Annotated in this window: 23 protein-coding genes and 1 pseudogene; 4 read left to right on the forward strand and 20 right to left on the reverse strand. The window is 58.1% G+C overall.

Going from position 1 to position 24,286, the window contains the following annotated elements; translation table 11 throughout:
* Window positions 1-150: 150 nt before the first annotated feature.
* The 5 genes and pseudogenes from ASH01S_RS13675 to ASH01S_RS13695 all read right to left on the reverse strand — a co-directional run bounded on the left by ASH01S_RS13675 (window position 151) and on the right by ASH01S_RS13695 (window position 4,315).
* Window positions 151-1,404 carry an ABC transporter permease gene (locus ASH01S_RS13675; RefSeq protein WP_067929014.1) on the reverse strand — a complete coding sequence of 418 codons (1,254 nt, stop codon included), beginning with the start codon at window positions 1,402-1,404 and terminating at the stop codon, window positions 151-153.
* Window positions 1,401-2,294, reverse strand: coding sequence for an ABC transporter ATP-binding protein (locus tag ASH01S_RS13680; RefSeq protein WP_067929015.1), 894 nt, complete (start codon window positions 2,292-2,294; stop codon window positions 1,401-1,403). Before ASH01S_RS13680 ends, ASH01S_RS13675 begins: the two co-directional genes overlap by 4 nt.
* 316 nt (window positions 2,295-2,610) lie before the next feature.
* Complete coding sequence (locus tag ASH01S_RS13685) at window positions 2,611-3,078, reverse strand: GNAT family N-acetyltransferase (RefSeq protein ID WP_169794241.1); 468 nt, start codon at window positions 3,076-3,078, stop codon at window positions 2,611-2,613.
* A gap of 85 nt (window positions 3,079-3,163) precedes the next feature.
* Window positions 3,164-3,573 (reverse strand): annotated as a pseudogene (locus ASH01S_RS13690) (NUDIX hydrolase).
* Between the two features lie 61 nt (window positions 3,574-3,634).
* Window positions 3,635-4,315 carry an aminoglycoside 3'-phosphotransferase gene (locus tag ASH01S_RS13695; protein ID WP_083517179.1) on the reverse strand — a complete coding sequence of 227 codons (681 nt, stop codon included), beginning with the start codon at window positions 4,313-4,315 and terminating at the stop codon, window positions 3,635-3,637.
* A gap of 67 nt (window positions 4,316-4,382) precedes the next feature.
* On the opposite strand from ASH01S_RS13695, the gene ASH01S_RS13700 reads away from it, so the two are divergent.
* Window positions 4,383-5,366 carry an aldo/keto reductase gene (locus tag ASH01S_RS13700; protein ID WP_067929018.1) on the forward strand — a complete coding sequence of 328 codons (984 nt, stop codon included), beginning with the start codon at window positions 4,383-4,385 and terminating at the stop codon, window positions 5,364-5,366.
* A gap of 228 nt (window positions 5,367-5,594) precedes the next feature.
* Here the strand turns inward: ASH01S_RS13700 and ASH01S_RS13705 are convergent, their stop codons facing one another.
* Window positions 5,595-6,812, reverse strand: a complete 1,218-nt coding sequence (locus ASH01S_RS13705; RefSeq protein ID WP_067929019.1) for a murein hydrolase activator EnvC family protein — start codon at window positions 6,810-6,812, stop codon at window positions 5,595-5,597.
* Window positions 6,813-7,039: 227 nt separating this feature from the next.
* On the opposite strand from ASH01S_RS13705, the gene ASH01S_RS13710 reads away from it, so the two are divergent.
* The gene (locus ASH01S_RS13710; protein ID WP_067929020.1) at window positions 7,040-7,339 is read left to right on the forward strand and encodes a hypothetical protein; all 300 of its coding nucleotides are present in this window, start codon (window positions 7,040-7,042) and stop codon (window positions 7,337-7,339) included.
* 313 nt (window positions 7,340-7,652) lie between these two features.
* Here the strand turns inward: ASH01S_RS13710 and ASH01S_RS13715 are convergent, their stop codons facing one another.
* Entirely contained in the window at window positions 7,653-8,147 is a 495-nt protein-coding gene (locus ASH01S_RS13715; RefSeq protein ID WP_067929021.1) for a MarR family winged helix-turn-helix transcriptional regulator, read from the reverse strand.
* Window positions 8,148-8,491: 344 nt separating this feature from the next.
* On the opposite strand from ASH01S_RS13715, the gene ASH01S_RS13720 reads away from it, so the two are divergent.
* Window positions 8,492-9,631, forward strand: coding sequence for an MFS transporter (locus ASH01S_RS13720; RefSeq protein WP_245629088.1), 1,140 nt, complete (start codon window positions 8,492-8,494; stop codon window positions 9,629-9,631).
* 152 nt (window positions 9,632-9,783) lie between these two features.
* Here the strand turns inward: ASH01S_RS13720 and ASH01S_RS13725 are convergent, their stop codons facing one another.
* The 13 genes from ASH01S_RS13725 to surE form a co-directional block, all read right to left on the reverse strand.
* Window positions 9,784-10,995: an ABC transporter permease gene (locus ASH01S_RS13725; RefSeq protein ID WP_067929022.1), complete on the reverse strand. Its 1,212-nt coding sequence runs from the start codon at window positions 10,993-10,995 to the stop codon at window positions 9,784-9,786.
* Entirely contained in the window at window positions 10,992-11,714 is a 723-nt protein-coding gene (locus ASH01S_RS13730; RefSeq protein WP_067929023.1) for an ABC transporter ATP-binding protein, read from the reverse strand. The genes ASH01S_RS13725 and ASH01S_RS13730 overlap by 4 nt, the downstream gene beginning before the upstream one ends.
* Window positions 11,714-13,099 (reverse strand): efflux RND transporter periplasmic adaptor subunit, encoded by a 1,386-nt coding sequence (locus tag ASH01S_RS13735; RefSeq protein ID WP_083517181.1) that lies wholly within the window; start codon window positions 13,097-13,099, stop codon window positions 11,714-11,716. The genes ASH01S_RS13730 and ASH01S_RS13735 overlap by 1 nt, the downstream gene beginning before the upstream one ends.
* A gap of 165 nt (window positions 13,100-13,264) precedes the next feature.
* Window positions 13,265-14,674, reverse strand: a complete 1,410-nt coding sequence (locus ASH01S_RS13740; protein ID WP_067929025.1) for a sensor histidine kinase — start codon at window positions 14,672-14,674, stop codon at window positions 13,265-13,267.
* The gene (locus ASH01S_RS13745; RefSeq protein WP_067929026.1) at window positions 14,671-15,357 is read right to left on the reverse strand and encodes a response regulator transcription factor; all 687 of its coding nucleotides are present in this window, start codon (window positions 15,355-15,357) and stop codon (window positions 14,671-14,673) included. Before ASH01S_RS13745 ends, ASH01S_RS13740 begins: the two co-directional genes overlap by 4 nt.
* A 31-nt stretch (window positions 15,358-15,388) precedes the next feature.
* On the reverse strand, window positions 15,389-16,762 hold the full coding sequence (gene aroA, locus ASH01S_RS13750; RefSeq protein WP_067929051.1) for a 3-phosphoshikimate 1-carboxyvinyltransferase: 1,374 nt from the start codon (window positions 16,760-16,762) through the stop codon (window positions 15,389-15,391).
* A 125-nt stretch (window positions 16,763-16,887) separates the two neighbouring features.
* A complete protein-coding gene (locus tag ASH01S_RS13755) occupies window positions 16,888-17,748 on the reverse strand; it encodes a ZIP family metal transporter (RefSeq protein WP_169794242.1) in 861 nt (286 codons plus the stop codon).
* A gap of 280 nt (window positions 17,749-18,028) precedes the next feature.
* Complete coding sequence (locus ASH01S_RS13760; RefSeq protein WP_067929028.1) at window positions 18,029-18,778, reverse strand: DnaD domain-containing protein; 750 nt, start codon at window positions 18,776-18,778, stop codon at window positions 18,029-18,031.
* A 30-nt stretch (window positions 18,779-18,808) separates the two neighbouring features.
* Window positions 18,809-20,098 carry an asparagine--tRNA ligase gene (asnS, locus tag ASH01S_RS13765; RefSeq protein ID WP_067929029.1) on the reverse strand — a complete coding sequence of 430 codons (1,290 nt, stop codon included), beginning with the start codon at window positions 20,096-20,098 and terminating at the stop codon, window positions 18,809-18,811.
* A 212-nt stretch (window positions 20,099-20,310) separates the two neighbouring features.
* On the reverse strand, window positions 20,311-21,849 hold the full coding sequence (locus ASH01S_RS13770; RefSeq protein ID WP_083517183.1) for an ATP-dependent metallopeptidase FtsH/Yme1/Tma family protein: 1,539 nt from the start codon (window positions 21,847-21,849) through the stop codon (window positions 20,311-20,313).
* The gene (locus ASH01S_RS13775; protein WP_067929030.1) at window positions 21,846-22,367 is read right to left on the reverse strand and encodes a hypothetical protein; all 522 of its coding nucleotides are present in this window, start codon (window positions 22,365-22,367) and stop codon (window positions 21,846-21,848) included. Before ASH01S_RS13775 ends, ASH01S_RS13770 begins: the two co-directional genes overlap by 4 nt.
* Before the next feature lie 94 nt (window positions 22,368-22,461).
* Complete coding sequence (locus ASH01S_RS13780) at window positions 22,462-22,974, reverse strand: hypothetical protein (protein WP_157067147.1); 513 nt, start codon at window positions 22,972-22,974, stop codon at window positions 22,462-22,464.
* 4 nt (window positions 22,975-22,978) lie between these two features.
* Complete coding sequence (gene surE / locus ASH01S_RS13785; RefSeq protein WP_083517184.1) at window positions 22,979-23,956, reverse strand: 5'/3'-nucleotidase SurE; 978 nt, start codon at window positions 23,954-23,956, stop codon at window positions 22,979-22,981.
* A gap of 129 nt (window positions 23,957-24,085) precedes the next feature.
* Here surE and ASH01S_RS18570 point away from each other — a divergent pair, with 129 nt between their 5' ends.
* Window positions 24,086-24,244, forward strand: coding sequence for a hypothetical protein (locus ASH01S_RS18570; RefSeq protein ID WP_157067148.1), 159 nt, complete (start codon window positions 24,086-24,088; stop codon window positions 24,242-24,244).
* The last annotated feature ends 42 nt before the right edge of the window (window positions 24,245-24,286 follow it).

Here is a 24,286-nt window from a genome sequence, read left to right on the forward strand (position 1 = left end):
CTTGGCTGATATATCCTCCTGACGGATGAAACACCTTGGTTGTGTTGGAATCGCCTCCGAGTTACGATACTGTTTCTTTCGGCTCCGTTCAAAATGATCATATCCGTTATGTCAACTAGATAGATAAGACCCGTAGTACCCTTGTTTTCTCTACTCTGACACATCAGCCTGTTCCACTTTCCACAGATTTCGCCACTTCAAGCGGCCCGACGTGCGCAAGGCGAATCGACTATACACGCGTGCGCCGATGCGAACCAACAGCCAGGCGCAGGCGATGTTGAGTACAATCGCCGCACAGACTTCCCAGACCGGTACGTCTGAAAGCGCGAGGCGCGCGGGCATGGAGAATGGGCTGACCATCGGAATGAACGAGAGCACCTTGGAGAACAGTGAATCAGGGTGCGGCAGCACCGCAAACAGCTCCAAGTAAAAGACAATCAGTGTCGCGAGCACCACGGGTGAAACGGCCATTTGCTGCTCCTCTGCGCGGGTGACCAAAGATCCAGCGACGCCATAGCCAATGGCCCAGAGAAAATATCCAATCACGAAGAACACCGCGAACCAGGCGAGCGTCGAGATGGGCACACTGTGTAACAATCGTCCGCCCATGTTGTCGGAAATCAACCGTACACAGCCGACAACCGTCATCCAGATGGCGTACTGGAGTAAACCGATCAGCGCTATTCCAATCACCTTTCCGAACAAGATCTGCCATGGCTTCGAGGTGATGAGCATCATTTCAATAATACGGTTCGACTTTTCCTCCACCACTCCTTGCGCGACCCAGTTGCCGTACATAATGACGGTAACAAACAGCAGGATCAGCATAAAGTAGACCACAATCTCTGATTGAACGATCTGTGCCGTCGACTTTGCACCGTTCTTCCACTGATGCATGTCAATTTTAATCGGTGCCCCGAGCGTCGCTTGACTTGCTTGCGGCAAGGTGGAGATCCGCGCTTGGGTCACCGACTGCTGCAGCAGCGTCTGCAGACTCTGTAATGTGCTCGGATCGATGGTTCCGTTTTCTTCAATGACGAACGAAGCGTCAGTCGTCTTGTCCCCGTTGACGGCAACCACCAGACTGACGTGATGATCTCTCATGAATGTCTGCATGTGTGTCTGATTGAACCTGCTGACTCCGGCGGTTTTTGTGGTGGATAGCCTGAAGTCAAACCGGTCGGGGGCTGCCTTCACCCTCTTTTGCAGCATGGGCGCTACAATCTGCTGTGGATCCGCAATCAGGACCTCGGTTTTGGTGTTACGCTGCAACCAGTTCAACAGCGACGGCAAGAAGGTGAAAGCAACGAGCATAACTAGTCCGATTATAGTGAATATCCAGTAACCTTTGCTTCTGGTGCGTAGTTTGAATTCACGCTCGATCCAAATCCAAAATGCCCTCACGCTGCTCCCCCTACCTTCTGCAAAAAGATATCTGCAAGTGACGGGCGAACCAGTTCGAAATAGGATATATCAACCCCAGCCGTAACCAAGCGCTGCAGAAGCGTGTGCGGATCGCACGCATCAATCGGGATCGAAAGGACACCGCGCTCTGTTTCCACGGCTACTCCCTCATCAAGATGTGGTCGCACATCGTCTGGGTTCGCGCGCAACCGGATCTCACGTGGTGGCTGTTCATGCAAGATCTGTTCCACGTCGCCGTACAGCACCATGTGGGCATCGTGAACGATGCCAATGGTGTCACTGAGTTCTTCGACATGTTCGAGTTGATGACTGGAGAAAATGATGGTGCTGCCTGCCTTCACCATCTCCCGGAACACCTCCTTGAACAGAGAGACGTTGACCGGGTCCAGACCACTGAACGGCTCGTCGAGGATGAGGAGCTGTGGATTGTGTATGATCGCTGCGATGAACTGCACCTTCTGCTGGTTACCTTTGGACAGTTCCGAGATCTGTTTGTCCCGGTAGTGGGCAACTCCAAACCTATCCAGCCATATGGCGCTTGCCGCAATGGCTTCCGACCGCGTCATGCCCTGCAGACGAGCGAACAACACGAGGTGATCCATGACCGTCATCTTCTGATATAGACCGCGTTCCTCCGGCAGGTACCCCACGTGGCCTTGAATAACCTTCCTTGCAGGTTGACCTTGCCAGAGAACATCGCCTCGATCTGGTTCTAGAATGTTGAGAATCATCCGGATGGTTGTGGACTTTCCAGCACCGTTCAGGCCAAGTAGTCCGAACACCTTTCCCTCATCGACAGTGAAACTCAGGTCCTGCACTACGTACTTGGAACCAAACGATTTGCATAGGGATCGCACTTCGAGACTCATTCACTTCCTCCTTCCTGCCACAATCTGTTGCAAAATATTAACCTAGTTTTGGAATGCAATCCGGCCAGACTCGGTGATCGCAAGCTATGTTCTCGGTCGCTTCCCGCATACCGCTTAATCAATTCCTATTATACCAATTATAATAAAAAATGTAAGTAGCAGCTACTTTCAAATTTCCACTAATAGATCTTGGACCACACCACTAGATGTGGCAAAGGGCCGGCTCTATGATTGGAGACGGAAAGGCATATGGATATTTAGGTACATCTCATGACCCGCGGATTGCCCCACGAATTAAGCCAGAAACGAATCGAAACTAATCGGATGAAACCTCATATTCATAAAACGCCGTTGGATATGTATGGACAAGTCTTTCGTCGACTTTTCTGAAGCCTTGGTCCTCGTAAAACTGGCAGAGTTTGCGTCTGTCGGCTGCGCAGTCCAGGCGCACGTACTTCTTCTGCCGTCGCTTCGCCTCTTGTTTAGCCCAATACAACATCCTTTGTGACAGGCCAGTCTTGGCAAACACCCGACGTATGCTGAATTTGTGAATGAACACGGATTCTCCTTGAGGTACGTCCGGCCAAAAAAGCTCATCGGTCTCCTGGAGAATGATTGTGGCGGCAGGTCTATCATTCACATGACCCAAGAATAGCTGATCCAGTGAATAGTCGCGAAGCAGATTGTCAACGGACACTTGCTCAGCGCTCCACATCTCTTTCCCACTTGTCTGCAGCCAAGCCGCTGCCTCCTTCAGGATCGCAGAGAAATCTTCCAGTTCCATTATCGAGACTCGCCGCACGTGAAGATTCACGATGACCGCATCCTCCATGCTCGAGAGTAGGCTGTGGTCAGACAGGGGTATCTCGTCAAAAGTCAACGTAGAATGGGTGTGTACTTTCGTCTAGGCACATTTGAATTCGTTCGGAGAAGTTTTTCCAGGTGACCATGTGCAAGGCCTGAGCGACAGTGAAGTATCCGACCTCCAGACTTGCTTCAGATACGGCTAACTCACCGCCAACTTCCCGGGCCAGCCACAGCGTGTTGCAAACGCCTCTCGACGCATTGTGAAAGATGCCACAGAACTTTATGACTTCCACATCGATTCCTGTTTCCTCCTTGACCTCCCGCATTGCTGCTTGTTGAATAGACTCCCCCTCTTCCACTTGCCCCCTGGCATCTCCCATCCACGCCTAGGGCTCCTTACCAATAGGATCTTGCCTTCCGAATTCAGGACAATCACACCGGCAGATAGGATAAATTGAGGCGGCGAATGCACATCTACTCCCCTCCCTTGCCGCAATAGCGTCCCGTTCTCCAGACCAACCTGCCTGAGTCCACTACCCACTCAAGCGCTCATAAAATTCCAGTTTCTCCTCATCCACTGCCCTCAACCCGTATGCCTCGCTGAACACCGAGAAACACGTTTCCGGCAGGCGATTGTAGCGCAGGGAACGCCAAACGGTGGCCAAGTCCCAGTACCGGTCACCCACGCCCAATTGTCCCAGGTCGATGAACCCCCGGATGGCCCCGTCCGAAACCAGGACGTTGGGCAGCGAATAATCGCCATGACAGACCACCAGATCCCCCTCTCCCCTGCCCTGGTCCTCCTGCAGTCGAAAAGGGCACGTGTCTACCGCCAATGCGTGAATCGCGCGCAGCCCCGTGGCCAGCAGCTTCGCCAGTTTCTCGGGGGTTTGCAGACAGGCCGGGTCCGAAGCCGGCAGGCCCGGGACCTCGGACATGAGCAGAAACTGGTAGGGCCCGCGAACGCCAAAGTACAAGACGCTTGGTACCGGAAGTTTTCCCTGCAGCCAAGCGAGCCGTCTTCGCTCCGGTTGGAGACTGCCGGTGGCGCCGTACTGCACCTTCAGGTAGACGGCCTGACCCGTTGGGGGCACCAGCCGGTATACCTGGCTTGATGAATGGCCCGTTCGATTTTCGCAGATCTGCCACTCCCGAACCTTCTGCGCCAAATCGTCCGGGAGGATATGCGCAAGGCTGGGCAACGTCCACCTCACACCCCTCCTACTGTGGATACGCTTAGTATAAAATGAAAGCGGATCATCAAACTAGGGGGCGAACTGTGTGCGTTATCGTGAACTGGGCAACACCGGACTCCAAATCAGCGAGGTCAGCTTCGGCACCTGGGCCATTGGTGGGGCCTGGGGCTCCGTGGCGGAGAGCGACGCCCTCAATGGTCTGGCTCGCGCCATCGACGCGGGGGTCAACTTCTTTGATACGGCGGACGTGTACGGGGACGGCCGTGCCGAGCGCCTCTTGGCCAAAGCGACCAAGGGCCGCGAGCACGACATCTATATTGCCACCAAGTTCTGTCGCGCAGGGGATATTCACGATCCGGCCACCTATTCGGAGGCCTGTGTGCGCGCCTTTTGCGAAGCCAGCCTGCGCCGGCTGGAGCGGGACACGATTGACCTTTACCAGGTACACTGCCCACCCCACGACATCATTCGTCAGGGCGCGGTCTTTGAAGTGTTGGACAAGCTGCAGCAAGAGGGAAAGATCCGCTACTATGGGGTGAGCGTCGAGACCGTGGCCGAGGGCCAGACCGCCCTTCAGTACCCCGGTGTTCGCGCGCTCCAGGTGATCTTTAACATTTTTCGGCAAAAACCGGCCACGGAGCTGTTCCCGCAGGCGGCGGCGCAAGGTGTCGGCATTCTTGCGCGGCTTCCGCTGGCCAGCGGGCTTTTGACCGGGAAGTTCAAAAAGACCGATACGTTTCCCGAAGACGATCACCGCAACTTCAACCGCGACGGCCAGGCCTTCAATGTCGGCGAGACGTTTGCGGGACTGCCGTTCGAAAAAGGCGTGGAATTGGCCGACCAGCTGCGCTGGATTGCCGCAGGCCGCGGCACCATGGCGCGCGCCGCGATGCGCTGGATTCTGGACCATGGCGAGGTCAGCTGCGTGATTCCTGGATTCAAAAATGTGGCCCAGGTGGAAGACAACCTGGCCACCTTGGATGCGCGGGGATTCAATGTGGAAGAACGGCAACGCCTGCACCAGTTTTATGAGCGCGACGTGGCGCCTTTCATTCGCGGTGCCTACTGATATGACGGGCAGCCTGGGAACCGGTATACCGGTTGACGTTGGGCGCATCATGTATGGCCCCGGGGTCCGCTTTCCCAGAACCATTCCGTATATGGTGCGGCGGACCAGGGGCCATAGGCGTCACTTGCCGAATCCCGGATGAGCATCCCCCATACCCTTGCGGTGGCGGCGCGCCAGGACCGTGCACCCGATCCAAGCATCGCCGAAGGCCCCAGTGAAGGAGCAGGGTCAACCGACGAATGAAAGGATACTGTTAAAGTAGCGCCGGACACCGTAGGCCCAGTTGGGATCGGTGGCGTAGATGCCCCAGGGATTGTGCGGATCGTTCAGCCAGAGGATAGCATCCTCTCCCTTCGGAGGCGGAGTGGACAGCTTGTGGCGAATCGTGTCCGCGGCAATGTTGGCCGAGTCCGCCAGTGTCGTGTTGTAGACCTGCCAACTGTAGAACACGTTGAAAGGGTTGTTACGAATCAAAGCAGCATCCGGACCGGGTGGAACAAATGCTTGTTCCTGACCCGTTATCGCCACCAGCAAGGCCGGGTTCACGTCATAGCGATGGGCCGCCGCGCAGATGGTCTCAATGTCTGCTCGGGAGAACGTGGACCCCTGTTGCTGCACATAAGCATACAGTCTATCCACGGATAGGTCGTGCCATCGCAAACTCGGAACAGTCACGTCCCCCGACGGCGTCGCGATGATGCGCTCCTGTTGCGCCGCCTGGCGTTTTAATTCAGCAATCTGCTCTTGTGTCAGGTGAATACGCGAACTTAACTCCTGCCGCTGTTGCATCAAGGAGGAAATGCCGCGATTCGCGAGCTGCAGCGAGGCTTGCTGCCGTCTTTCCAGGGCCAGCCGCGAGCGCTTCAAGGCCATCAGGTTTCTCCCCTTGGCGACCAGGCTTTGCAGGTTGTTCTCCTGTTCCCGTTTGTCTGCCCGCAACGCGTGTTCCAGTTGTTCAACCTCCCGCATCAGCCGATGCTCTCTCTCCGTAACGGCGGAGAGGGTCTGAACGCGGCTGAGCAAATCGGCCCACCCGGACGCTTGGAACAAAACTTGCAACAGCGGTACGTTTCCGTATTCATACGTCGCCTTGAGCATGGACGCGACATTGTGTTTGTCCCGGTCCAATTGCCGTTGTTGACGCGCTATCCGCTCGTTGAGCGCGGCTATCTTGTGTTCGAGGCTCTGGATATCCGTCTGGTTCTGTGCAATTTCCTGCGAGAGTTGAGAGATTTGCTGACGCGTCTGCGCCACTTGCCCCTGCAATTTTCCGACTTGCTGCCGCTGTTCTTCCAATCGTTGCTCCGTCTGGTTGGCTCGTTGTTGCAGTTGGGCCATCTCGTGCTGCTTGTCGCTCAGTGTGCTGGCGTCGGCCACCGCGTTGCACCAGCCACTCACGATGCACACGGCGGCTGCAGACGCTGCCAACTTTCCGGTCACTCGCACGGTGTGCTTTCACTCCCCTTCGCGGTTCCAAACTTGGCCTCATGTATATCTGTTCGTGGCCGTCGGCCTTTTCTGACCGTCCATCGGCACATTCTGGCAACCGTCACATCTTTCCTGCCGGCCACGGACCTGCTGCAAGTGGGTGTATCCCTGTCCGCGATCGCACACCCGCTGACTTGCCATGAGCCATATGGTATGGCGATCCGCACAAAAAGGGGGTGCTCAGGATGGCGGTGAACTATCATCTGGCACATCGTTACCTCGGTCACTGGGTGTATTGCCACTCCATCTACGGAATCCACCGTGGGGTATTGACACGGGTCCTGCCAAGCGGCATCGTTCTGACCCGCACCGTGTACTTGGCCAGCACGGACAATGGGCCGCGTGGCGTTCGGCTGCTGGTGTCTGCGGTAGACGAGGGGCAGAATGCGCATGGGGACATCGTGCCGGCGCAATTCTTTGGAGGCTTCTTCGTTCCGTTTGGAGGCATCTATGGCCTCTATCCCGGGTTTGGTTTTGTCATTTGACGGCCGTGGACGCCATCCAACCCGAGGGCCGCGGCCACCCGCGCAGGATTTCCCACTTGCCGGGCGAATTTCTTATGGGAAAGCCAGCTCACATTCTCATACTTCATGCACACAGACATTCAGTTTGCTTGGGCATCTGCACGAAACCTGCCCGGGTGGCTCAGGGCCCATGGCATCGAGGGAAGGGTGTTGTCCGCGGTCGCCGACGGTCAGGACGGATGCAGTCTCAGCAACGTGCGCCCGATTTCCCAAGAAGATTACCGGGACATCCTTGTTCAGGCGTACTCCGGCTGAAGCTCACAGGCCAAGGTTGCTACCGCCCCGGTTCCTCGCGTTCGTCCAGCTGCTTGTGGGAGTACCGGATGGATTCGTAATACGCTTGATTCAAGCGTACCAGGTAAGCACCCAACTGTGTGAGGTCCTGCGCTGACCAATCGCTGAGTAATTGGCGGTAGCGGCGCAGACGGGACGTCTTGGCTGCGAGAAACCGCTGCCGCCCTTCTTCCGTCAGGTCGACGCGGCTAATGCGCCCGTCACGTGGGTCCGGTGTACGGGCGATAAGTCCCTTGTCTTCCAAAGCACGCACCTGCCGGCTGGCTGTGGAAATGTCCAGTTGTAGGAATTCCGCCAGCTGGCCCACGGTCAACGTGCCTTCATTGACGAGAAAGCCCAGCATGAGGTAGGCGGACCGGTCCAACCGGTTCGTATCTTGTTGAGCCGTACGTTCTGACTCTGAGCGTCGGATGAGAATGGAGATCTGTTGTTGAATGAGGTCAATCGCTTCCATCGGTGGCAAAGGTTCTTCCACAAGTTCTCCCCCTTATCCGTTCCCGCCGCAGTATCCTTATCATACCTTCTCGTCTTTTGGTCTGTCACCTGTCCCGTTCTGTGGAACGCTACCGGAATCGCGGTGTTCAGCGGATCGTCGATTGGCACAATTCTCTTGACGATTTTTATTTCGGTTGTATAATACATATATTGTCTTGGGTCGATTCGGGGGTGACCCACTGCACACTTATGGAATGAACAATAGATGTGGGGGGATTCTGGATGCAGAGCGATACGGCGGCGCAATCGGTGTCTAAGGGTAGGGACCAGTCTTCAGGCCATCACGGAGCTGACGGTGAGAAGATTCAGTTGTTGCGTCAGCCCATGGCCGTTTGGGCGGTCGCGTTTGCGTGCGTCATCGCCTTTATGGGATTGGGACTGGTCGATCCGATTCTGAAGGCGATTGCCTCGCAGCTGCATGCGACCCCGAGTCAGACCGAACTCCTGTTCAGCAGTTACATGCTCGTGACAGGCGTGGCGATGTTGGTCACCAACTTCGTGTCACACCTCATTGGCCCTAAGTGGACTCTTTTGGCCGGGTTGTTTTTGATTGTCGCCTTTGCGGCTTTGGCCGGTTCTTCCCAAACCATCTGGCAGATTGTCGGCTTCCGGGCTGGATGGGGCTTGGGCAACGCGCTGTTCATCGCGACGGCCCTGGCCGTGATTGTCAGCGTGGCGAGCGGCGGCACCGCCGGCGCCATCATCCTGTACGAGGCCGCACTGGGGCTTGGCATTTCCGTCGGGCCTTTGCTCGGCGGTGTGCTGGGCAGCATCAGTTGGCGCGGACCGTTTTACGGCGTGGCGCTTCTTATGGCTATCGGATTTATCCTGATTCTCGTCTGGTTGCGGGGCGTGCCCAAACCGGCGCATGACAATTTGCTGCACTCGCTGGCGGCGCCCGCCATGGCATTGCGCCACAGGGGTTTACTGATCATGGGCATCATGGCCCTGTTGTACAACTTCGGATTCTTTACACTGCTGGGTTTTTCTCCGTTCGTATTGACTCTGAATATCTACGGTCTTGGGTACGTGTTTTTTGGCTGGGGTGTACTGCTGGCCATCACCTCGGTCTTTGTGGCACCCAGGCTGCAGGCGCGGTTTGGTACGGTGCCTGTTCTCATTGCTATCCTCTTGCTGATTGGCTTGGATTTGTTGACCATTGGGTTGTTCACCACCTCCCAGACTGTGGTGATTGTGGCCATTATTGTCGCAGGAGCGTTTCTGGGAGTGAACAATACGGTGGTCACCACGGCTGTGATGGAAGTGTCGCCGTTTGAACGGCCGGTGGCCTCTGCGGCCTACAGTTTCGTGCGCTTTGTCGGCGGGGCTGTGGCGCCGTGGCTGGCCGGCAAACTGGCGGAATGGTACAATCCGCACGTTTCCTTCTATGTTGGCGCCGCGGCGCTCGGCCTGGCCATCCTCGTTGTCTTCTCTGGTCGACGCTTCTTGTTGAAGCAAGTCTGACCTAATCTGACTATCCCCCCAGACTTGGACCAGGGGCGACGAGGCGTGGCTTCTTCCTGCAGCGCCCGTCGCCCCTTATCCTATATCCACTTGGACTCCGAGAGCGCCGCTTGCAGCGTCCGGATCGACCCTCGGATGCGCATCCAGTGCGACTACTCGTAGCGCAAAGCGTTCATTGGGGACATGCGCGCTGCGCGCAAAGCCGGATAGACGCCAAACACCAGTCCGACGGCCACCGCGACCACAAACGAAATCCAGATGCTGGACGGGTTGACGGGAACCGAGGTCTGAAGAAAGCGGCCGATGCCTTGAGCCCCCACGATGCCCACAACAATGCCGATGCATCCCCCCAAGAGACCGACGACGGCCGATTCAGTCAGAAATTGACCCAGGATGGAGCCTTGCGTGGCCCCCAAGGACTTGCGCAGGCCAATTTCTCGGGTGCGCTCGGAGACGGTCACCAGCATGATGTTCATGATGCCGATGCCGCCCACCAAGAGGGAGATACCGGCGATGCCGCCCAAGAACACCTGCAGGGTGTGGCTGACGTTGGACAGGGCGGACAGCAGCGTCGCCTGGTTGGTCACGGTGAAGTCGTCACTTTCGCCAAATCGCAAGCCGTGCGCCTGACGGAGCGTCGCCTCCACCTGCAGCTGGGCTTGGGTCATCGACTGGCTATCGCGCGCTGAAGCGTAGATGGTGGTCAGGGAATCCCCGCCCAGCAGGTGGGCCTGCATGGTTTGCAGAGGAATCAGGATGCGGTCATCGTTGTTGGTCGCTCCGCTGCTGCCTTCGGAAGCCAACTCCCCCACCACCTCGAACGCCAGTCCGTCAATCCAGATGGTCTTCCCGACCGGTGACTGTGCGCCAAACAGGTTCTCGGCGGCCGTTGACCCGATGACCGCCACATAGCCGTCGTGATTGGCTTCCACGGTGTTGAAAAAGCGTCCCGCCGCCAATGACAGGTTGCGAATGGTTTGTATATCGGGGGTAGTCCCCTCCACTTGGGTCTGGTAGTTGACAGATCCATAGACAACCTGCGCACGCGTGGTCACGTCTCCTGCCACAGCGGCGAGGGCGCTGTCTTTCTGCAGCGCCTTCACGTCGCTGTCCGTCAACGACGCGGAACTCCCAAGGCCCTGGCTGATGCCATTCTCAGTGCTCTGACCCGGAGAGATCACCAGCACATTCGTGCCCAACCCTTGAATCTGCGAGGTCACGCTGGCGGTAGCCGCCTGTCCGACCCCCAGCAGCGCCACCACAGCCGCCACGCCAATAATGATGCCCAGCAAGGTCAGGGCTGTGCGGAGCGGGTTGTGGCCCAACCCCAAAAACGCGGTGCGGAGGATGCGGTTGAGTCTCATGCCTCCACCCCCGCTTGTGGGCCGGCTGAATGGACCACCGCTTCGTCGGACGCGATGAGACCATCACGGACGCTCACGATGCGGCGCGCGTGTCGAGCCACATACTCCTCATGGGTGACGAGCACGATGGTTGTTCCCTCTCGGTTCAAGGAAGTAAACAGGTCCAGGATGTCGTCCGTAGTCTGGCTGTCCAGGTTGCCCGTGGGCTCGTCCGCCAAGACCACTCGCGGTTCGTTGACAATCGCGCGCGCTATCGCCACCCGCTGCTGCTGTCCGCCAGACAGTTGGTTGGGGTGGTGGTGACCGCGCAGGTGGGGATCTATCCCCACTCGGGCCAACGCTTCTCGCGCTTTGGCCAAGGCCGGTTGCGTCCGGTACCCTGCGTAAAACAGCGGCAGAGCTACATTTTCCACCGCGCTGGTGCGCGGCAACAGATTAAAATTCTGAAAGACAAAACCAATCTTTTCGTTCCGCAACCGCGCCAGGTCCCTATCTCGCAGCAGCGATGCCTCCACATTGTCGACGAGGACATGACCCGTTGACGGGACGTCCAGCAGGCCCATTAAGTGCATCAGGGTCGATTTTCCTGATCCGGACGGTCCGACAATAGCCACAAATTCTCCCGCATCAATGCTCAACGTGACATCACGGACCGCCTGCACAGTTTGGTCTCCGACCCCATAGCGCTTACTGACGTGTTCCAAGCGCAGGACAGCCATCAGTGGCCACCTCCGCCGGTTCCATACCCACCGTTCCCGCCGGAGTATGCGCCGAATCCGGTGGAAGTTCCGCCGTAGCCCTCCATGGCTCGGCCGGAGAACTTGCCGCCGTAGCCACCCATAAGCGCCCCCAGTCCGCCACCGCTCATGCTCGACTGGTTCTGGCCGGTGGAGGAGGCGACAGTGACTATGGCCACTCGTTCACCCTGTTTGAGGCCGCTCCGAATCTCCACCGTGTTGTCCCCATACAGGCCCACCTGGACGGGTACAAACGTCAGCCCATCCGGAATGCGGGTTCCTGGAAATCCGCTCCCTTCGTTCGCAGACATTGTGCCGCTGGGCTCTGCGCCTTTGTTTTGACTCGCTTGTACATACACCCCGGTCTGACCGTGCTGTGACACAACGGCCGCCGTCGGCAACATCAGGACATTCTCGCGGCTTTGAACAGCCACACTTACGGATACACTCTCTCCAGGCAGGAGGTGCACATCTTGGTTGTCCGGTGCGTTCACCTTGATGGTCACAGGGTACAGGGTGACCCCGTTTTCTGTCTGCGGCTGGTAACCTATGGTATCCACTTTGCCGGTCAACACGGGACCGCCTGTACCGAGCGAGATGGTGGCACTTTGCCCCTTCTTCAATTGCCCGATGTCCGCTTGGGCTACGTTGGCGGAGACCAAAAACTCATCCGAGCCCAGGTTGGCGATGACGGAGACAGTGTTCCCGCTGCCAACGCTGGAGTTGGAAGATGAATTGGACGATGCGGAGGAGCTACTGCTGTTTGAGGTCTCCCCGCCGTTCACACTTGCAACTTGCAATACAGTGCCGCTGATGGGGCTCTTGAGTGTGCAAGCGGCTATCTCGTCTTCGATTTGGTCGACGCTCGCCTGCGCGGCATCCACATTGGCCTGCGCTTCCGCCACCGCATTGGCGTCCGGCTGCTGGGTCTGGGTTTGGCCACGGCCGTTGGTTGTGGTGGTGACCTCTTCCGACTGCGCCAGCTTCGCCTCGGCTTCCGCCAATTGGGCCTTCGCCTGCTGCAGCTGGTTTTCGTAGTCGGTATCGTCCACGTGGGCGATGACCTGGCCTTTCTTGACCTTATCTCCCACCTGGACAGAGACGGAGGTCAGAGTTCCGGTGGTGGTGATGGTTGCCTCGTGAGCGGGCACAAGGGAACCTGTCAGGCTGACTGTGTTGACCACGTTCCCCCGCTGCACAGTGGTCCAGCGGATGGATGCCGCAGAGGCGGACACAGTGTGGCGATGACCGACGACCATGTACCCGGCCCCTCCAAGCACCACGATGACCGCACCCACCCATGGCCACGGCCGTGTCCACCATCGTCGTTTTGTCTCTGGTGGTTGAACATTCGATGTCTCTGACATGGTACCGTCCTCCCTCTACGGGGCGGCCGGAACCTTCGCACCACGTGCTTCCCGCTTCACCCATGTGTCCGCGTCTGACGGCGGATCTTGACCAAATTTTAGGAAGGACAAGGTGAAAAGTGGTGGACGATTTGTGGAGAAAATGTGGAGAATTTGTGGAGGCTGTTATGATTCCGTATCCAACGATGACTCGGGAGCTGCGGGGCTGCGCGGCAGCCGAACGACGAAGGTCGTACCCGCGCCCGGTTGCGACTGCACTTCAATGGTCCCTTGGTGCGCCTCCACATACTCTTTGGCTATAGCCAGCCCCAGGCCCGTACCGCCGCTCTCCCGGGATCTGTCCTCCTGGCCACGGTAAAAGCGGTCAAAGACGTGCGGCAGGTGCTCGGGCGCGATTCCGGGACCGCTGTCACGGACCGACACCACAATGGTGTCGGTGTCCTGACCCATTGTAACTTGCACTCGGCCGCCGGCAGGGGTGTAGCGCAGGGCGTTGCCGATAAGGTTGACAAACACCTGCGTAATGCGGTCCGGATCGACCGCCGCGTGTACGTCGTTGGACACAAGGGAGCGGAAGGACAGTTCCACCCTGTTGGCCTCCGCCTCCACCTGGAAATTGTCGACAATCCGCGCGAGGAGCGCGTCCAGCTCAGTGGACTGAATGTGCAAGGGCAACTGGCCCACTTCAGCCAGAGTGAGTTGGTGCAGGTCTTGTACCAAACGTGTCAGGCGTATCACCTCGTCGTGAATGGGTAGCAGAGTCTCCGGAGCGGCTGGTTGAACCCCTTGCTGAATTAATTCCAACTGCCCCTGCATAATCGTTAGTGGGATGCGCAATTCGTGCGCCACGTCCGCCACTAAATGTTTGCGCGCCTCCTCGGTCCTGTGCAGGCGTGAGGCCATGTCGTTGAACGCCTGGGCCACCTCCCCGTACTCGTCGCGGGTGACGACCGGCAACTGGGTGGCCAGATCGCCCGCACCAATTCGGTGGATAGCGTTGATCATTTGGTGCAAGGGTCGGGTAAGCCGACGCGAGAACCAGGCCCCTATCAGCAGCGCCATGCCCACCGTCAAAACCGTGCCGACGACGCTGGCGACGGTCATCGAATGCACCACAGTTTGTTTCAGCGCATACAGGGCATCCAAGCCGCGGTCGCGTATCCATAAATGGCCCACCACCTGATTGCCAACGGTCACCGGCACTTCGACCTCGCCATTGCCGCCGAGTGGACCGGGAAGCGACCGATGGTCCGTGTCAGGATGGCCGATGAAGACAATGACATGGTTGTTGGCATCCTGCAGAATGAGTTGATCCAAGCGGCGCGCGCTGGGCATGCCCTCACCCTGCTCAAAGATCCCCGATATGTACTGATCTACACCTGTCCACGAATCGTGGTTGGCATGATAGTAGTAGGCAAGCGATTGCGCCCATTGTGCGGCCGTACCTTGCTCGGCCGCCTGCGCGTATCTGCGGAATAGACCCCCGAAGTACGTGTACGAGATGAGCAGGTCCACCGCCGCCAGAAACAGGACGAGACTGGCGATACCGAGGAAAATCTTGTTGCGGACCTTCATTGGCCGCCTCCAAACCGGTAACCGACGCCGTGAACCGTTTGAATGAACACGGGATTGGCCGGATCGGACTCGAGCTTTCTTCGCAAATGGCTGATGTGGCTGTCAATGGTGCGCTCGTAGTTCATGTAGGCGTCGCCCATGGTGGCTTTAAGCAGCTGCAGGCGGCTGTACACGACACCCGGTTTGCGGGCCAGGGTCAGGAGCAGTTGAAACTCTGTCGGGGTCAACACGATCTCCTGATCATCCTTGACGACGCGAAACTGATTTTCGTCAATCATCAAGTTCCCGTAGCGCAAAACGCCGCTCTCTTCCGTCGGCGGCTGCGTACGCCGGAGGACAGACCGGATACGGGCGACCAACTCCCGCAGGCTGAACGGCTTGACGAGGTAATCATCCGCCCCCACTTCCAGGCCAACCACGCGGTCTGTTTCTTCCCCCTTCGCGGTGACCATGATGATGGGCACCTTCGATTGCCGCCTCAATTCCCGGCACACGTCGAGGCCGCTCATTCCGGGCAGCATCCAATCCAAAATGACCAGGTGCGGTCTGTCCTGCTCGACCATCTCCAGCGCCTGCGGCCCCGAGAACGCGGTCAGCACCTCGAACCCTTCCTCCTCCAGAAAGGGCTTCATGACGTCAATCACTTTCGGTTCGTCATCCACCAAGAGCAAGGTTGTCCGCATACTGTCCCTCTTCCCGGATAATGGTGTAGGATTAGGACTCTCCGTGGTAGTTTACACCGATTCCGAGTGTTTCTAGCATCGTGAAGTACCCTGGACAGGTCTTGCTCACACATCCGGGATCGAGAATACGAATACCGGGAACCCGAGCGCCAATGAGAGACAGCGACATGGCCACTCGGTGGTCGTCGTAGGAAGCCAGGCAAGCGGGCCGAATGGTGCCGGGTATGACCATAAATCCGTCCTCCCGCTCCCGGGCCTCAATGCCCAACCGGTTCAACGATTCGCAAACCGCCTGGATACGGTTGGACTCGTGGTGACGGATGTGCCCCACTCCGGTGACCGTCACCGGCGCGTCCGCAAAGGCAGCGACCGCTGCCAACGTCAGGGCCTGGTCCGACAGTTCCTTCATGTCCACTTCCAGTCCACCTTTGAGCACCGGTGGGCCCGTGACCTCAATGAATGTGTCTCCCCACTCGACACGGCAGCCCATGCGGGCGAGAATCTCCGGAAAGCGGGCATCCGGTTGACGCGTATCCCGCGACAAATTCGTGACGCGCATGCGCCCGCCGGTGACTGCTGCCAGCGCAAAGAAGTAGCAGGCGGTCGAGGCGTCTGCCTCCAAGGACAGGGGCTGGCCTTGGTAGCGGCCAGGACGGACGAAGAACCGACGAAACCGGTCATCCACATCAACCGGCACGCCCATGGCTGCCATCATGTCGAGTGTGATTCCCACATACGCGTGCTGGACAATTTCGTCGCTGACCACAATCTCCACAGGACCTTCGGCGTATGGCGCGGCAATGAGCAGTCCGCTGAGAAATTGACTGGAGACCTTGCCTGAGATCTCAACTGGTCCCCCAGACAGTCCCCGTCCGTGAACTCGCAGCGGCAATTGACCTGGCTCACGCAGCGACTGAATATCGGCTCCGAGTGTATGTAAGGCGTCCAGAAGCGGCCGCAGCGGGCGCTGACTCAGCCTCCGGCTGCCCCGAAGCAGCCATTGTCCGGAGTGCGCCACGGCCAAGGCCCCGGGCAGAAAACGGGCACTGGTGCCAGCGGCTCCGATATACAATTCGCCTTCGCGCACGGGCCACTCCCCAGCGGCACCCTCAATACGTACGGTCTCACCGCTCACCTGGCAGTGTACACCGAGTTTTTTGAACGCATCCAGGCACCAATACGAATCGTCCGATTTCAAGATGCCGTTGATTTCGGAGGTGCCGTCGGCCATCGCGGCCATCACCAGGGCGCGGTTGGTAAAACTCTTGCTTCCCGGGATTGCGATCTCGGCGTCGACAGGACGCTCCAGGGGTGACAAAGACACGGCAGCTATGCCGGATAGGGCAGCCCACGGGGAGCGGGCCTCCAAGTCAGCCGCTCCTGGGTCTGACCCGGAGGCGGGCATGGGGGTGAATGTGGCAAGTCGGTCGTGGCCGGATTGGTCCGCCATTCGCATCGGAGACTCCTCTCGTCGAATCATGCTCGCCATCCGCTCATTCGCGGGACAAGCTTGCTATCCCCCATTTTAGCCTAGTCCACCCACATCGTCAGCAGGCAGATCACGAGGATGCCGAATAGGAACGGCACCAGTACGGCCCGTGACGCATTCCCGCGCAGGGTCGGCAGCAGTTCCGAAAACGCGATGTACAGCAAGCACCCGGCGAGGACGGCCATGACCCACTGCAGGCTGGCCATGATATGGGGCAACACCTCGATTCCCACACTTGATCCGATGATGCCAGCGATTCCGGGAACACAAAGCATACTGACCACACGGCGTCGTTGCCCGAGTAGCGAAGGGAATCCGGATACCAGAGCGAGCGCCCACAAAACGCCTTCTGGGAGCTTGTGGATGACCATCCCCAAGAGAAACACCCAATCTTGGTTCTCTCCCGCGGTGACGGAGGCAGCCATCGCTCCTCCCTCCAGCAGACTGTGCAAGGCCAGGGAAACCATGATGACAATGCTGCTGGCCTGGTTGAGAACGCGGGGAGTGGGTACATCGGAGGCGGCTCTTGTCGGGTCCTGGTACGGCTGCGCCGCATCAAAGCGCCGGTCAATCAGGTGGGTGAGCGCCCACAGGAAAACCGTTCCCGTCAAGACGGCGTACGGGATGCCCGCTGCTTCCGACTGGACGGCATCGGGCAAGAAATCCACCACCACCAAGGCGCAGAAAACGCCCGCGCCAAATCCAAACACTGTCAGAATGCGGCGGCTGTCCATGTCCGCAAGGCGCCGCTCTTGCCCCAACACCCAAGCGCCGCCGGCCAGGATGGCCAGGGCGCAGACCCCGGCGGCAGCCAAGGCTGTCCACAACGGCATAGCCATCACCTTGGCCAACGCGGTGGACGCGGGAGCGGCTGCGGCTGCGGCCGTCCGATGGTTCCCCACGGCCATCGAGGAACAGGGGGACCGGCGATGGGGCGGCGAATCAATCCGTGTGGCAGGCCGCAGAACGCAAGAACCGTGTCGTGCGCGATATTGGGCATTGTCATCCCTCCCCTCCCATTGCATGTAGCTGTGGCGTCCGCGGTCAGCGGCAGAGGCCCGCTTGCACGGCAAACAGGCGCCTGCGTAAACAGACGCCCGGATCATCTGCTCAAGGCGATTTGTCGCTGGGAGGGTCTTGTTTGGCAACGAGTGGGGAAAGGCGGGTCAACCCGGTTAGGGTTCAGGCATCAGGAAATAAATGATAAAAAGCTTCATACCGTTCGTCACGGGTTGTTGCTTGGTTCCCGCCGCGCTTGCGCTGCAGCGGGCGTGGTTTGCTGGCTGCCACTTGTTCCCGGCCCTGCTGGCGCTCTCGGTAGCTTTCTCGATAAGCCTCCAGGTCTTGGCGCGTACGCACGCGGTGCCGCTGCCAATCGTACAAGATGCGGTCGATGTATTTGAAGCTGAACTTGTTGCCCAGAACGGCTTCGCGTAACGCCTCCATGACCAGCCATTGCGGGTGTCCGTCCGTATCCAACCAGTGACGAATCTGTTCAAACTCGAACTCCGACAGGGGGCGGCCGAATTCCTGTTCGAACAGGCTGAACAAGTCTGTCGGGCCAACATGCGGATCGACCGCCGCTTCCTGACGGCCCCGCAACGCTTGCCACAACGGGCTGAGGTCATAATAATTGGTTCGTGTTCCATCTGATTCTAGCCGTTCTCCGATGGACAACAGGTTTCGTTGGACGAGCCGAGCCACCGTGTCCCCGGCTTCCCGGGGGCTTAGGCCACAGCGCGCCGCCAGGTCCGCCGGCGTGAGGAAGCGTTCTTCCTGCGTCTGTACAGAGGCGATAACCTGCACCAGTACGGCAAACTCCGCCGGTGAGAGACTCAGGTCGCCGCAGTGCCGAATCAGATCGATGGGAACCGCCACAAACGGATGCGCCAAAAAATCGGCGTTATCGACAGAACGAACAGGAGGTTTCATGGCGGACATTCCTTCTTTGGCGGGACTAACTTAAGGATACAAACGATACAACAGCCGTGGGAACGGAATGGCTTCCCGGACGTGCTCAAGTCCGCAGATCCAGGCAATCGTGCGTTCCAAACCAAGGCCGAAGCCCGCATGCGGTACCGATCCGTAGCGCCGCAGATCGAGGTACCAACCGTAGCCGTCCAGCGGCAGATCATGCTCTTCAAACCGCTGCTGCAACAGGTCGTAGTCATGGATGCGTTCACTGCCGCCGATGATCTCCCCGTATCCTTCCGGCGCCAAGAGATCATCACAGAGCACCACTTCCGGCCGCTGCGGGTCAGGTTGCATGTAGAATGCCTTGATTTGCGTCGGGTAGCGCTCGATGAACACCGGACGGTCGTATTGCGAAGCCAATGCCGTCTCGTGTGGCGCTCCAAAGTCGTCCCCCCACTGGATGTCGTGACCGTGGTCCTGCAGCCAACGGATGGCCTCGTCGTACGTAAGCCGCGGAAACGGCGGACGTACCTGGGATAATTTTGACGTATCCCGGCCAAGCACTTCCAGTTCGTGGGGACAATGCTCCAACACGTGCTGAACGATGTGGGAAACGAACTGTTCCTGCAACGCCAGGTTGTCTTCATGTTGATAGAACGCCATTTCGGGCTCCACCATCCAGAACTCAATGAGGTGGCGACGTGTCTTCGATTTCTCCGCCCGAAACGTCGGTCCCATCGAGTACACCTTGCCCAGCGCCATCGCCGCGGCCTCGCAGTACATCTGTCCGCTCTGTGTCAGATAGGCCTCCTCGTCAAAGTACTGGGTATGAAACAATTCCGTCGTATCTTCGCACGAAGAGGGGGTGAGAATGGGCGGATCCACACGCGTGAAACCTTGTTCATGCAGGAATTCAGAGATGGCCCGCTCAACTTCGGAGCGGATCTTCAGGATGGCGCGTTGTCGAGGCGTGCGAATCCATAGGTGACGGTGATCGAGGAGAAAGTCGACTCCGTGTTCCTTCAAGGTAATCGGGTAGTCGGCCGACTCCTGAACCAGAGTGACATCCGTGACGGACAGCTCGTACCCGGATTGGCTGCGCTCGTCTCGACGCACCACTCCACTCACGACAATGGAAGACTCTTGGGTGAGACGTCTGCACCGCTCAAACAGCTCGTCTCCCACTTCGTTGCGTACAACCACGCACTGAATCAAGCCCGTGCCATCACGGACCTGGAGAAACAGGATTTTCCCACTGCTGCGTTTATTGTACAGCCACCCTTCCAGGGTGACCGTTTCTCCGACAAAGCTACCAATTTGGCCAATGCTAGTGCGCATGCTTACCGAAGTCCCTCCGCCCCGCGTTTCCATCAGAAAGGATAACTCGATTATAGCAGAAACCGTAGGTCGCCATCGAACGTCGTGTGTCGACACAAAACGACCGTCTCCGACACCCCCGGAGCTCCCACGGCTCCATTGCGCACCAGAGAACGGTCATCGTTTCACGCAGGCAGCTAAAAACGGTCGACCAGCGACCGGATGTCGGCGACCTAGATACCAACGGTTGCGCCTTGGCCGAGTGGTTGGCGCATGGCAATCGATTCCTTGGGAGCTGGCAGCGCCTTTTGCACGCTACGGAGCCAACGCCGGAACTCGTCACCCCCGATGCTCTCGACCTCCACGATATGGAACGCAAAGTGCGCAATATCCGCCTTGAACGGTGCCAGCAGGTCCCTTGTGGCACGCTCCTGTTCCGCCAGGATATGCCGTACCTCCGTATCCAAGACGGACTCGGGGAGATGCTCCTCGTCCACGATGCCGATGCGCGAAAGCCCGCACTTGACCATGGTGCGAGCCAACTGGGAGGCTTGGACAAAGTCGTTTTGAGCCCCAGTGCTGCGGTCTCCGTAGTGGAGCTCTTCCGCCAGGCACCCCGCCAACGCCACATTGATCTGTTGCAGCAGGTGTTCACGCGTATACAAATACCGGTCGTGCTCCGGAATCTGACGCACAAACCCAAGCGCGTTTCCGCGTGGAGCAATGGTGATGTGAGAAACCGTCCCTGGGCTCATCAATTCACTGATGATGGCGTGCCCCAACTCGTGCACCGCGACTCGGCGCAATTCCTCGTGGGTAGGCTTGCGCCCCGTCTTTTCGCCCATCAGCACCTTGTCCACCGCATCGCGAAACATCTCCTGCGAGATTTCCGATTTCTCCTGGCGCAGCGCGATGATGGCCGCCTCGTTGACCAAGGCTTCCAACTGGGCCCCAGAGAAACCGAAAGTCTCTCGGGCAATGTGTTCCAGGTCCACATCGGGAGCCAACGGCTTACCTTTGGTCTGGATGTGGAGAATATGCAGCCGCCCGTCCTTGTCCGGCAGGTCCACCTGGATTTGCCGGTCAAACCGCCCTGGACGCAGGAGAGCCGGATCTAAGATGTCCGCCCGGTTTGTCGCGGCCATAACCAGAACCAACGGAGATTGGGTCGTCGACATTCCGTCCATCTCCGTCAGCAGCTGATTGAGCGTCTGGTCGTACTCCTGATGGCTGTACTGACCGCGTCTGCCCCCCAGCACGTCAATCTCGTCAATGAAGATAATCGCACTGTCCTTGTTTTCCTTTTTCGCCATGGTGCGGGCTCTGCGGAACAGTTCCCGCACACGCTGCGCGCCGACGCCCACATACATTTCGACAAACTCCGATCCAGCTGCCGACAAGAACACCGAGTCGGTATATGTGGCTGCCGCTTTGGCCATCAACGTCTTGCCGGTGCCCGGCGGTCCGGTCAACAAGATGCCCTTCAAGGGGCGAATGCCCAAGGACTGTATGCGGTCGCGGTAGCGCAAAAAATCCAGTGCCTCCATGAGCTCCCGTTTGGCGTGCTCTTGGCCGCCGACGTCTGCGAACGTGACCGGATGTTTGACCGGAGCCTCCCGTGAACTGGCCAGCGGATGGCCGCGGCGTTCCAGGAGCATCCACATGAGTACTCCCAACCCAATCAAAAAGATCAGGGGCAGTACGTTGATTCGCAGATACAACAAGAACAGCGTCAGGGCGATCCCGATGCCTATCAGCCACTCCTTTATCATGACACCGCACCCCCTTGGCGCGAGGTATATTTAAAGACGTCATAGAGATGGTGCTTCCCATCATTCATTTGCACGTAGACGTACGTTTTATCCATTGTGATTGCAGCCTGAATCCCGTCTTCGGCCGCCTGCTTTTCCACGGCCGCAATCATTTCTGTGTAGTTTCCCTTGGCCACGCCCTCGAGCAGAGCAGGCGTGAGCTTTTGATACTCCTTGACTAAACGCGTGTCGCGCGTATCCTCAATGGATATCGAAACGCTGCTGCCCAGCGATTGCGAGACCTGGTCATAGATCTTTTGATAGGTGGTCTCCAAATCATCGACGTCACCCAGTTGGATGCGCACTGTGGTGGGCTGACCACTCTCCACCACGGCCGAACGAACACCGGAGATTCTGGACAGATGATTTTCCAACGGTCCAATCATGTTGAAGTGAAGGTATGCTTGCCAACCGCCGAAGAGGATGGCGAGCGTGATGACGGCGATGAAGATGATTGGCACGAGGCGTACTCGCGACACCAACCTCGCCCCTTTCCGAACCACCAGCCAGGCCTACCCGCAGGTTGGAATCGCACCAGGCTGGTACATGCTGAGTATACCACGCAACACCACGTTATGTTGACAACATATATTTCCACAAAAGTTTTCCATTTACAGCATCATAAAAAATATACTCTGAGCGTCCATTTTTCCGCTGCTTTCCATAGACTTCCCAAACCACGTGACGGCTAGCTGGCAGCGTCTTCGCCAAGGAGGATGGAACATACGCAGGCTCCGCGTCAATCGGTGTGACGCCTGCGCGCTCCGCCAACTGTTCGACCCTGCTCTTGACCAGCACTTGCGAAGCCGGGACGGCGTAGGCGTGGCGAGGATTGTCCGTCACAAACGTGTACCACGACCGTCCGAACATGTCCCGCCCGTAAAACACTTCCTGAACGCCTGCGCCTGTGGAAAGTGCATGTCCTTCGATGCGCTCCAGGGGAGAGTGATTCAAGGCGTATTGGGCGGAAGACTGTTCGACATCCCACTCGTCGCGGACTTGGTTCCACAGGGTCATGCCTATGCTCACAAGTGCCATCAAGACGATGATGGTGCCCGTAATCACCCATATCTTACTCGTGTTCATCTGTTCACGCCCGATACAACGTTAAGATCATTTTATCCGGTTGTTGTTTGTCTAACGACAGGCCAAAGATGACATCCTTATTCTTCAGGTTGCGGTTCAAGAAATCGACTAACTGATACAAATCGTCGGTTCGTGTACAGGTGTGCGTACCGATGATGATGCGCTCGTGCGCCCCGGCCGCCCGTGCGCCCACAGGCGGGGTGCTGGCACTTGAATCGGCCGCATCACCTGCCAAATACAACTTTAGACTATCAATGATCTGGTGATTTGTAAAATGGTAGCGCAGCGGTGTCACGCTCACCTCACCACGCCGTACGGCCGCGACATCGGTCTCTTCTCCCCTCGGCTCCTGCAACTCCTCCCCCATGTAGCGGTACCCTGTCCGCTCTCCGTTCTTATCCGCAACCACAAAGGAATCGCGAAAACCGCGGACACCCAGCTGAGTAACGGCAACTCTGGTTTCCGCATGGACGGTCGATGGGAGATTGATGCTTAAAAATGTATCCTCAGGCCATGGAAACTCATCCAAATCTCGAAGGATCTGCAGCGCCTTTGCGGCCGCCTGCGCGAACGGAAACGGGGGTCCGCCTAAGGACAGCGCTACGGCCGGTATGCCTTGTACGGCCGCTTCTCCCGCGGCCGCGATTGTACCCGAATAGAGGACATCGGTGGCGAGATTGGGCCCCTGGTTAATCCCTGAGACCACCAGGTCGAATGGACTTTGCGTGGCCAACTCGGCTATCGCCCATTTCACACAGTCCACCGGTGTGCCGGCGACCGCGTATGCCGCTTGAACTCCGGGGATAGACAGGCTTCTCCGCTGTGTCCAGATGGTTGCGTGCAGAGACATGGCGTGGCTGGATGCCGACCGTTGACCATCGGGTGCCACCACGGTGACCTCTCCCAGGTCAGCCAACGCCTGTGCGAGCGCACGAATTCCCGGCGCTTGGATGCCATCGTCGTTGCAGACCAGTATGCGCATGAGTTGTCTCCTCTCCTGCCAGCTTTCTCGTCACATACGCCCAAATCCCTCGCTCATACTAGGAACACGCGCCACATAAGCGGACCGTCGACAACGCCGCCTGTTCATGCGCCAAGAGGAGGGTGCTGAATGCCGAAACGCCAGAACCTGGATGAACGGCCGCACCAGAACCCACCCTTGCGGCCTACCGAGAATATCCGCTGGTGGCTGGAGGCGATTTTGGACTCAGAGGAAGCAGATCCTTTGCAAGCGACGCGTTCCTTGCGAGCGACGTTGTCCCGGGATTGACAGACCCTGTTTTAGGGTCCGCTGTTGGTGTCGCAACGGTTG

Origin of the sequence: Alicyclobacillus shizuokensis NBRC 103103 (genome assembly GCF_001552255.1) — a bacterium.
Taxonomy (GTDB): domain Bacteria; phylum Bacillota; class Bacilli; order Alicyclobacillales; family Alicyclobacillaceae; genus Alicyclobacillus_G; species Alicyclobacillus_G shizuokensis.

What these genes read in the sequence shown, in the direction of transcription:
- ASH01S_RS13680 (WP_067929015.1), bottom strand. Translation starts at nt 2,294, where the DNA reads ATGAGTCTCGAAGTGCGATCCCTATGCAAATCGTTTGGTTCCAAGTAC.
- ASH01S_RS13685 (WP_169794241.1), bottom strand. Translation starts at nt 3,078, where the DNA reads ATGGAACTGGAAGATTTCTCTGCGATCCTGAAGGAGGCAGCGGCTTGG.
- ASH01S_RS13710 (WP_067929020.1), top strand. Translation starts at nt 7,040, where the DNA reads ATGGCGGTGAACTATCATCTGGCACATCGTTACCTCGGTCACTGGGTG.
- ASH01S_RS13720 (WP_245629088.1), top strand. Translation starts at nt 8,492, where the DNA reads ATGGCCGTTTGGGCGGTCGCGTTTGCGTGCGTCATCGCCTTTATGGGA.
- ASH01S_RS13725 (WP_067929022.1), bottom strand. Translation starts at nt 10,995, where the DNA reads ATGAGACTCAACCGCATCCTCCGCACCGCGTTTTTGGGGTTGGGCCAC.
- ASH01S_RS13730 (WP_067929023.1), bottom strand. Translation starts at nt 11,714, where the DNA reads ATGGCTGTCCTGCGCTTGGAACACGTCAGTAAGCGCTATGGGGTCGGA.
- ASH01S_RS13735 (WP_083517181.1), bottom strand. Translation starts at nt 13,099, where the DNA reads ATGTCAGAGACATCGAATGTTCAACCACCAGAGACAAAACGACGATGG.
- ASH01S_RS13740 (WP_067929025.1), bottom strand. Translation starts at nt 14,674, where the DNA reads ATGAAGGTCCGCAACAAGATTTTCCTCGGTATCGCCAGTCTCGTCCTG.
- ASH01S_RS13745 (WP_067929026.1), bottom strand. Translation starts at nt 15,357, where the DNA reads ATGCGGACAACCTTGCTCTTGGTGGATGACGAACCGAAAGTGATTGAC.
- aroA (WP_067929051.1), bottom strand. Translation starts at nt 16,762, where the DNA reads ATGCCCGCCTCCGGGTCAGACCCAGGAGCGGCTGACTTGGAGGCCCGC.
- ASH01S_RS13760 (WP_067929028.1), bottom strand. Translation starts at nt 18,778, where the DNA reads ATGAAACCTCCTGTTCGTTCTGTCGATAACGCCGATTTTTTGGCGCAT.
- asnS (WP_067929029.1), bottom strand. Translation starts at nt 20,098, where the DNA reads ATGCGCACTAGCATTGGCCAAATTGGTAGCTTTGTCGGAGAAACGGTC.
- ASH01S_RS13770 (WP_083517183.1), bottom strand. Translation starts at nt 21,849, where the DNA reads ATGATAAAGGAGTGGCTGATAGGCATCGGGATCGCCCTGACGCTGTTC.
- ASH01S_RS13780 (WP_157067147.1), bottom strand. Translation starts at nt 22,974, where the DNA reads ATGAACACGAGTAAGATATGGGTGATTACGGGCACCATCATCGTCTTG.
- surE (WP_083517184.1), bottom strand. Translation starts at nt 23,956, where the DNA reads ATGCGCATACTGGTCTGCAACGACGATGGCATCCAAGCGCCGGGAATT.
- ASH01S_RS18570 (WP_157067148.1), top strand. Translation starts at nt 24,086, where the DNA reads ATGCCGAAACGCCAGAACCTGGATGAACGGCCGCACCAGAACCCACCC.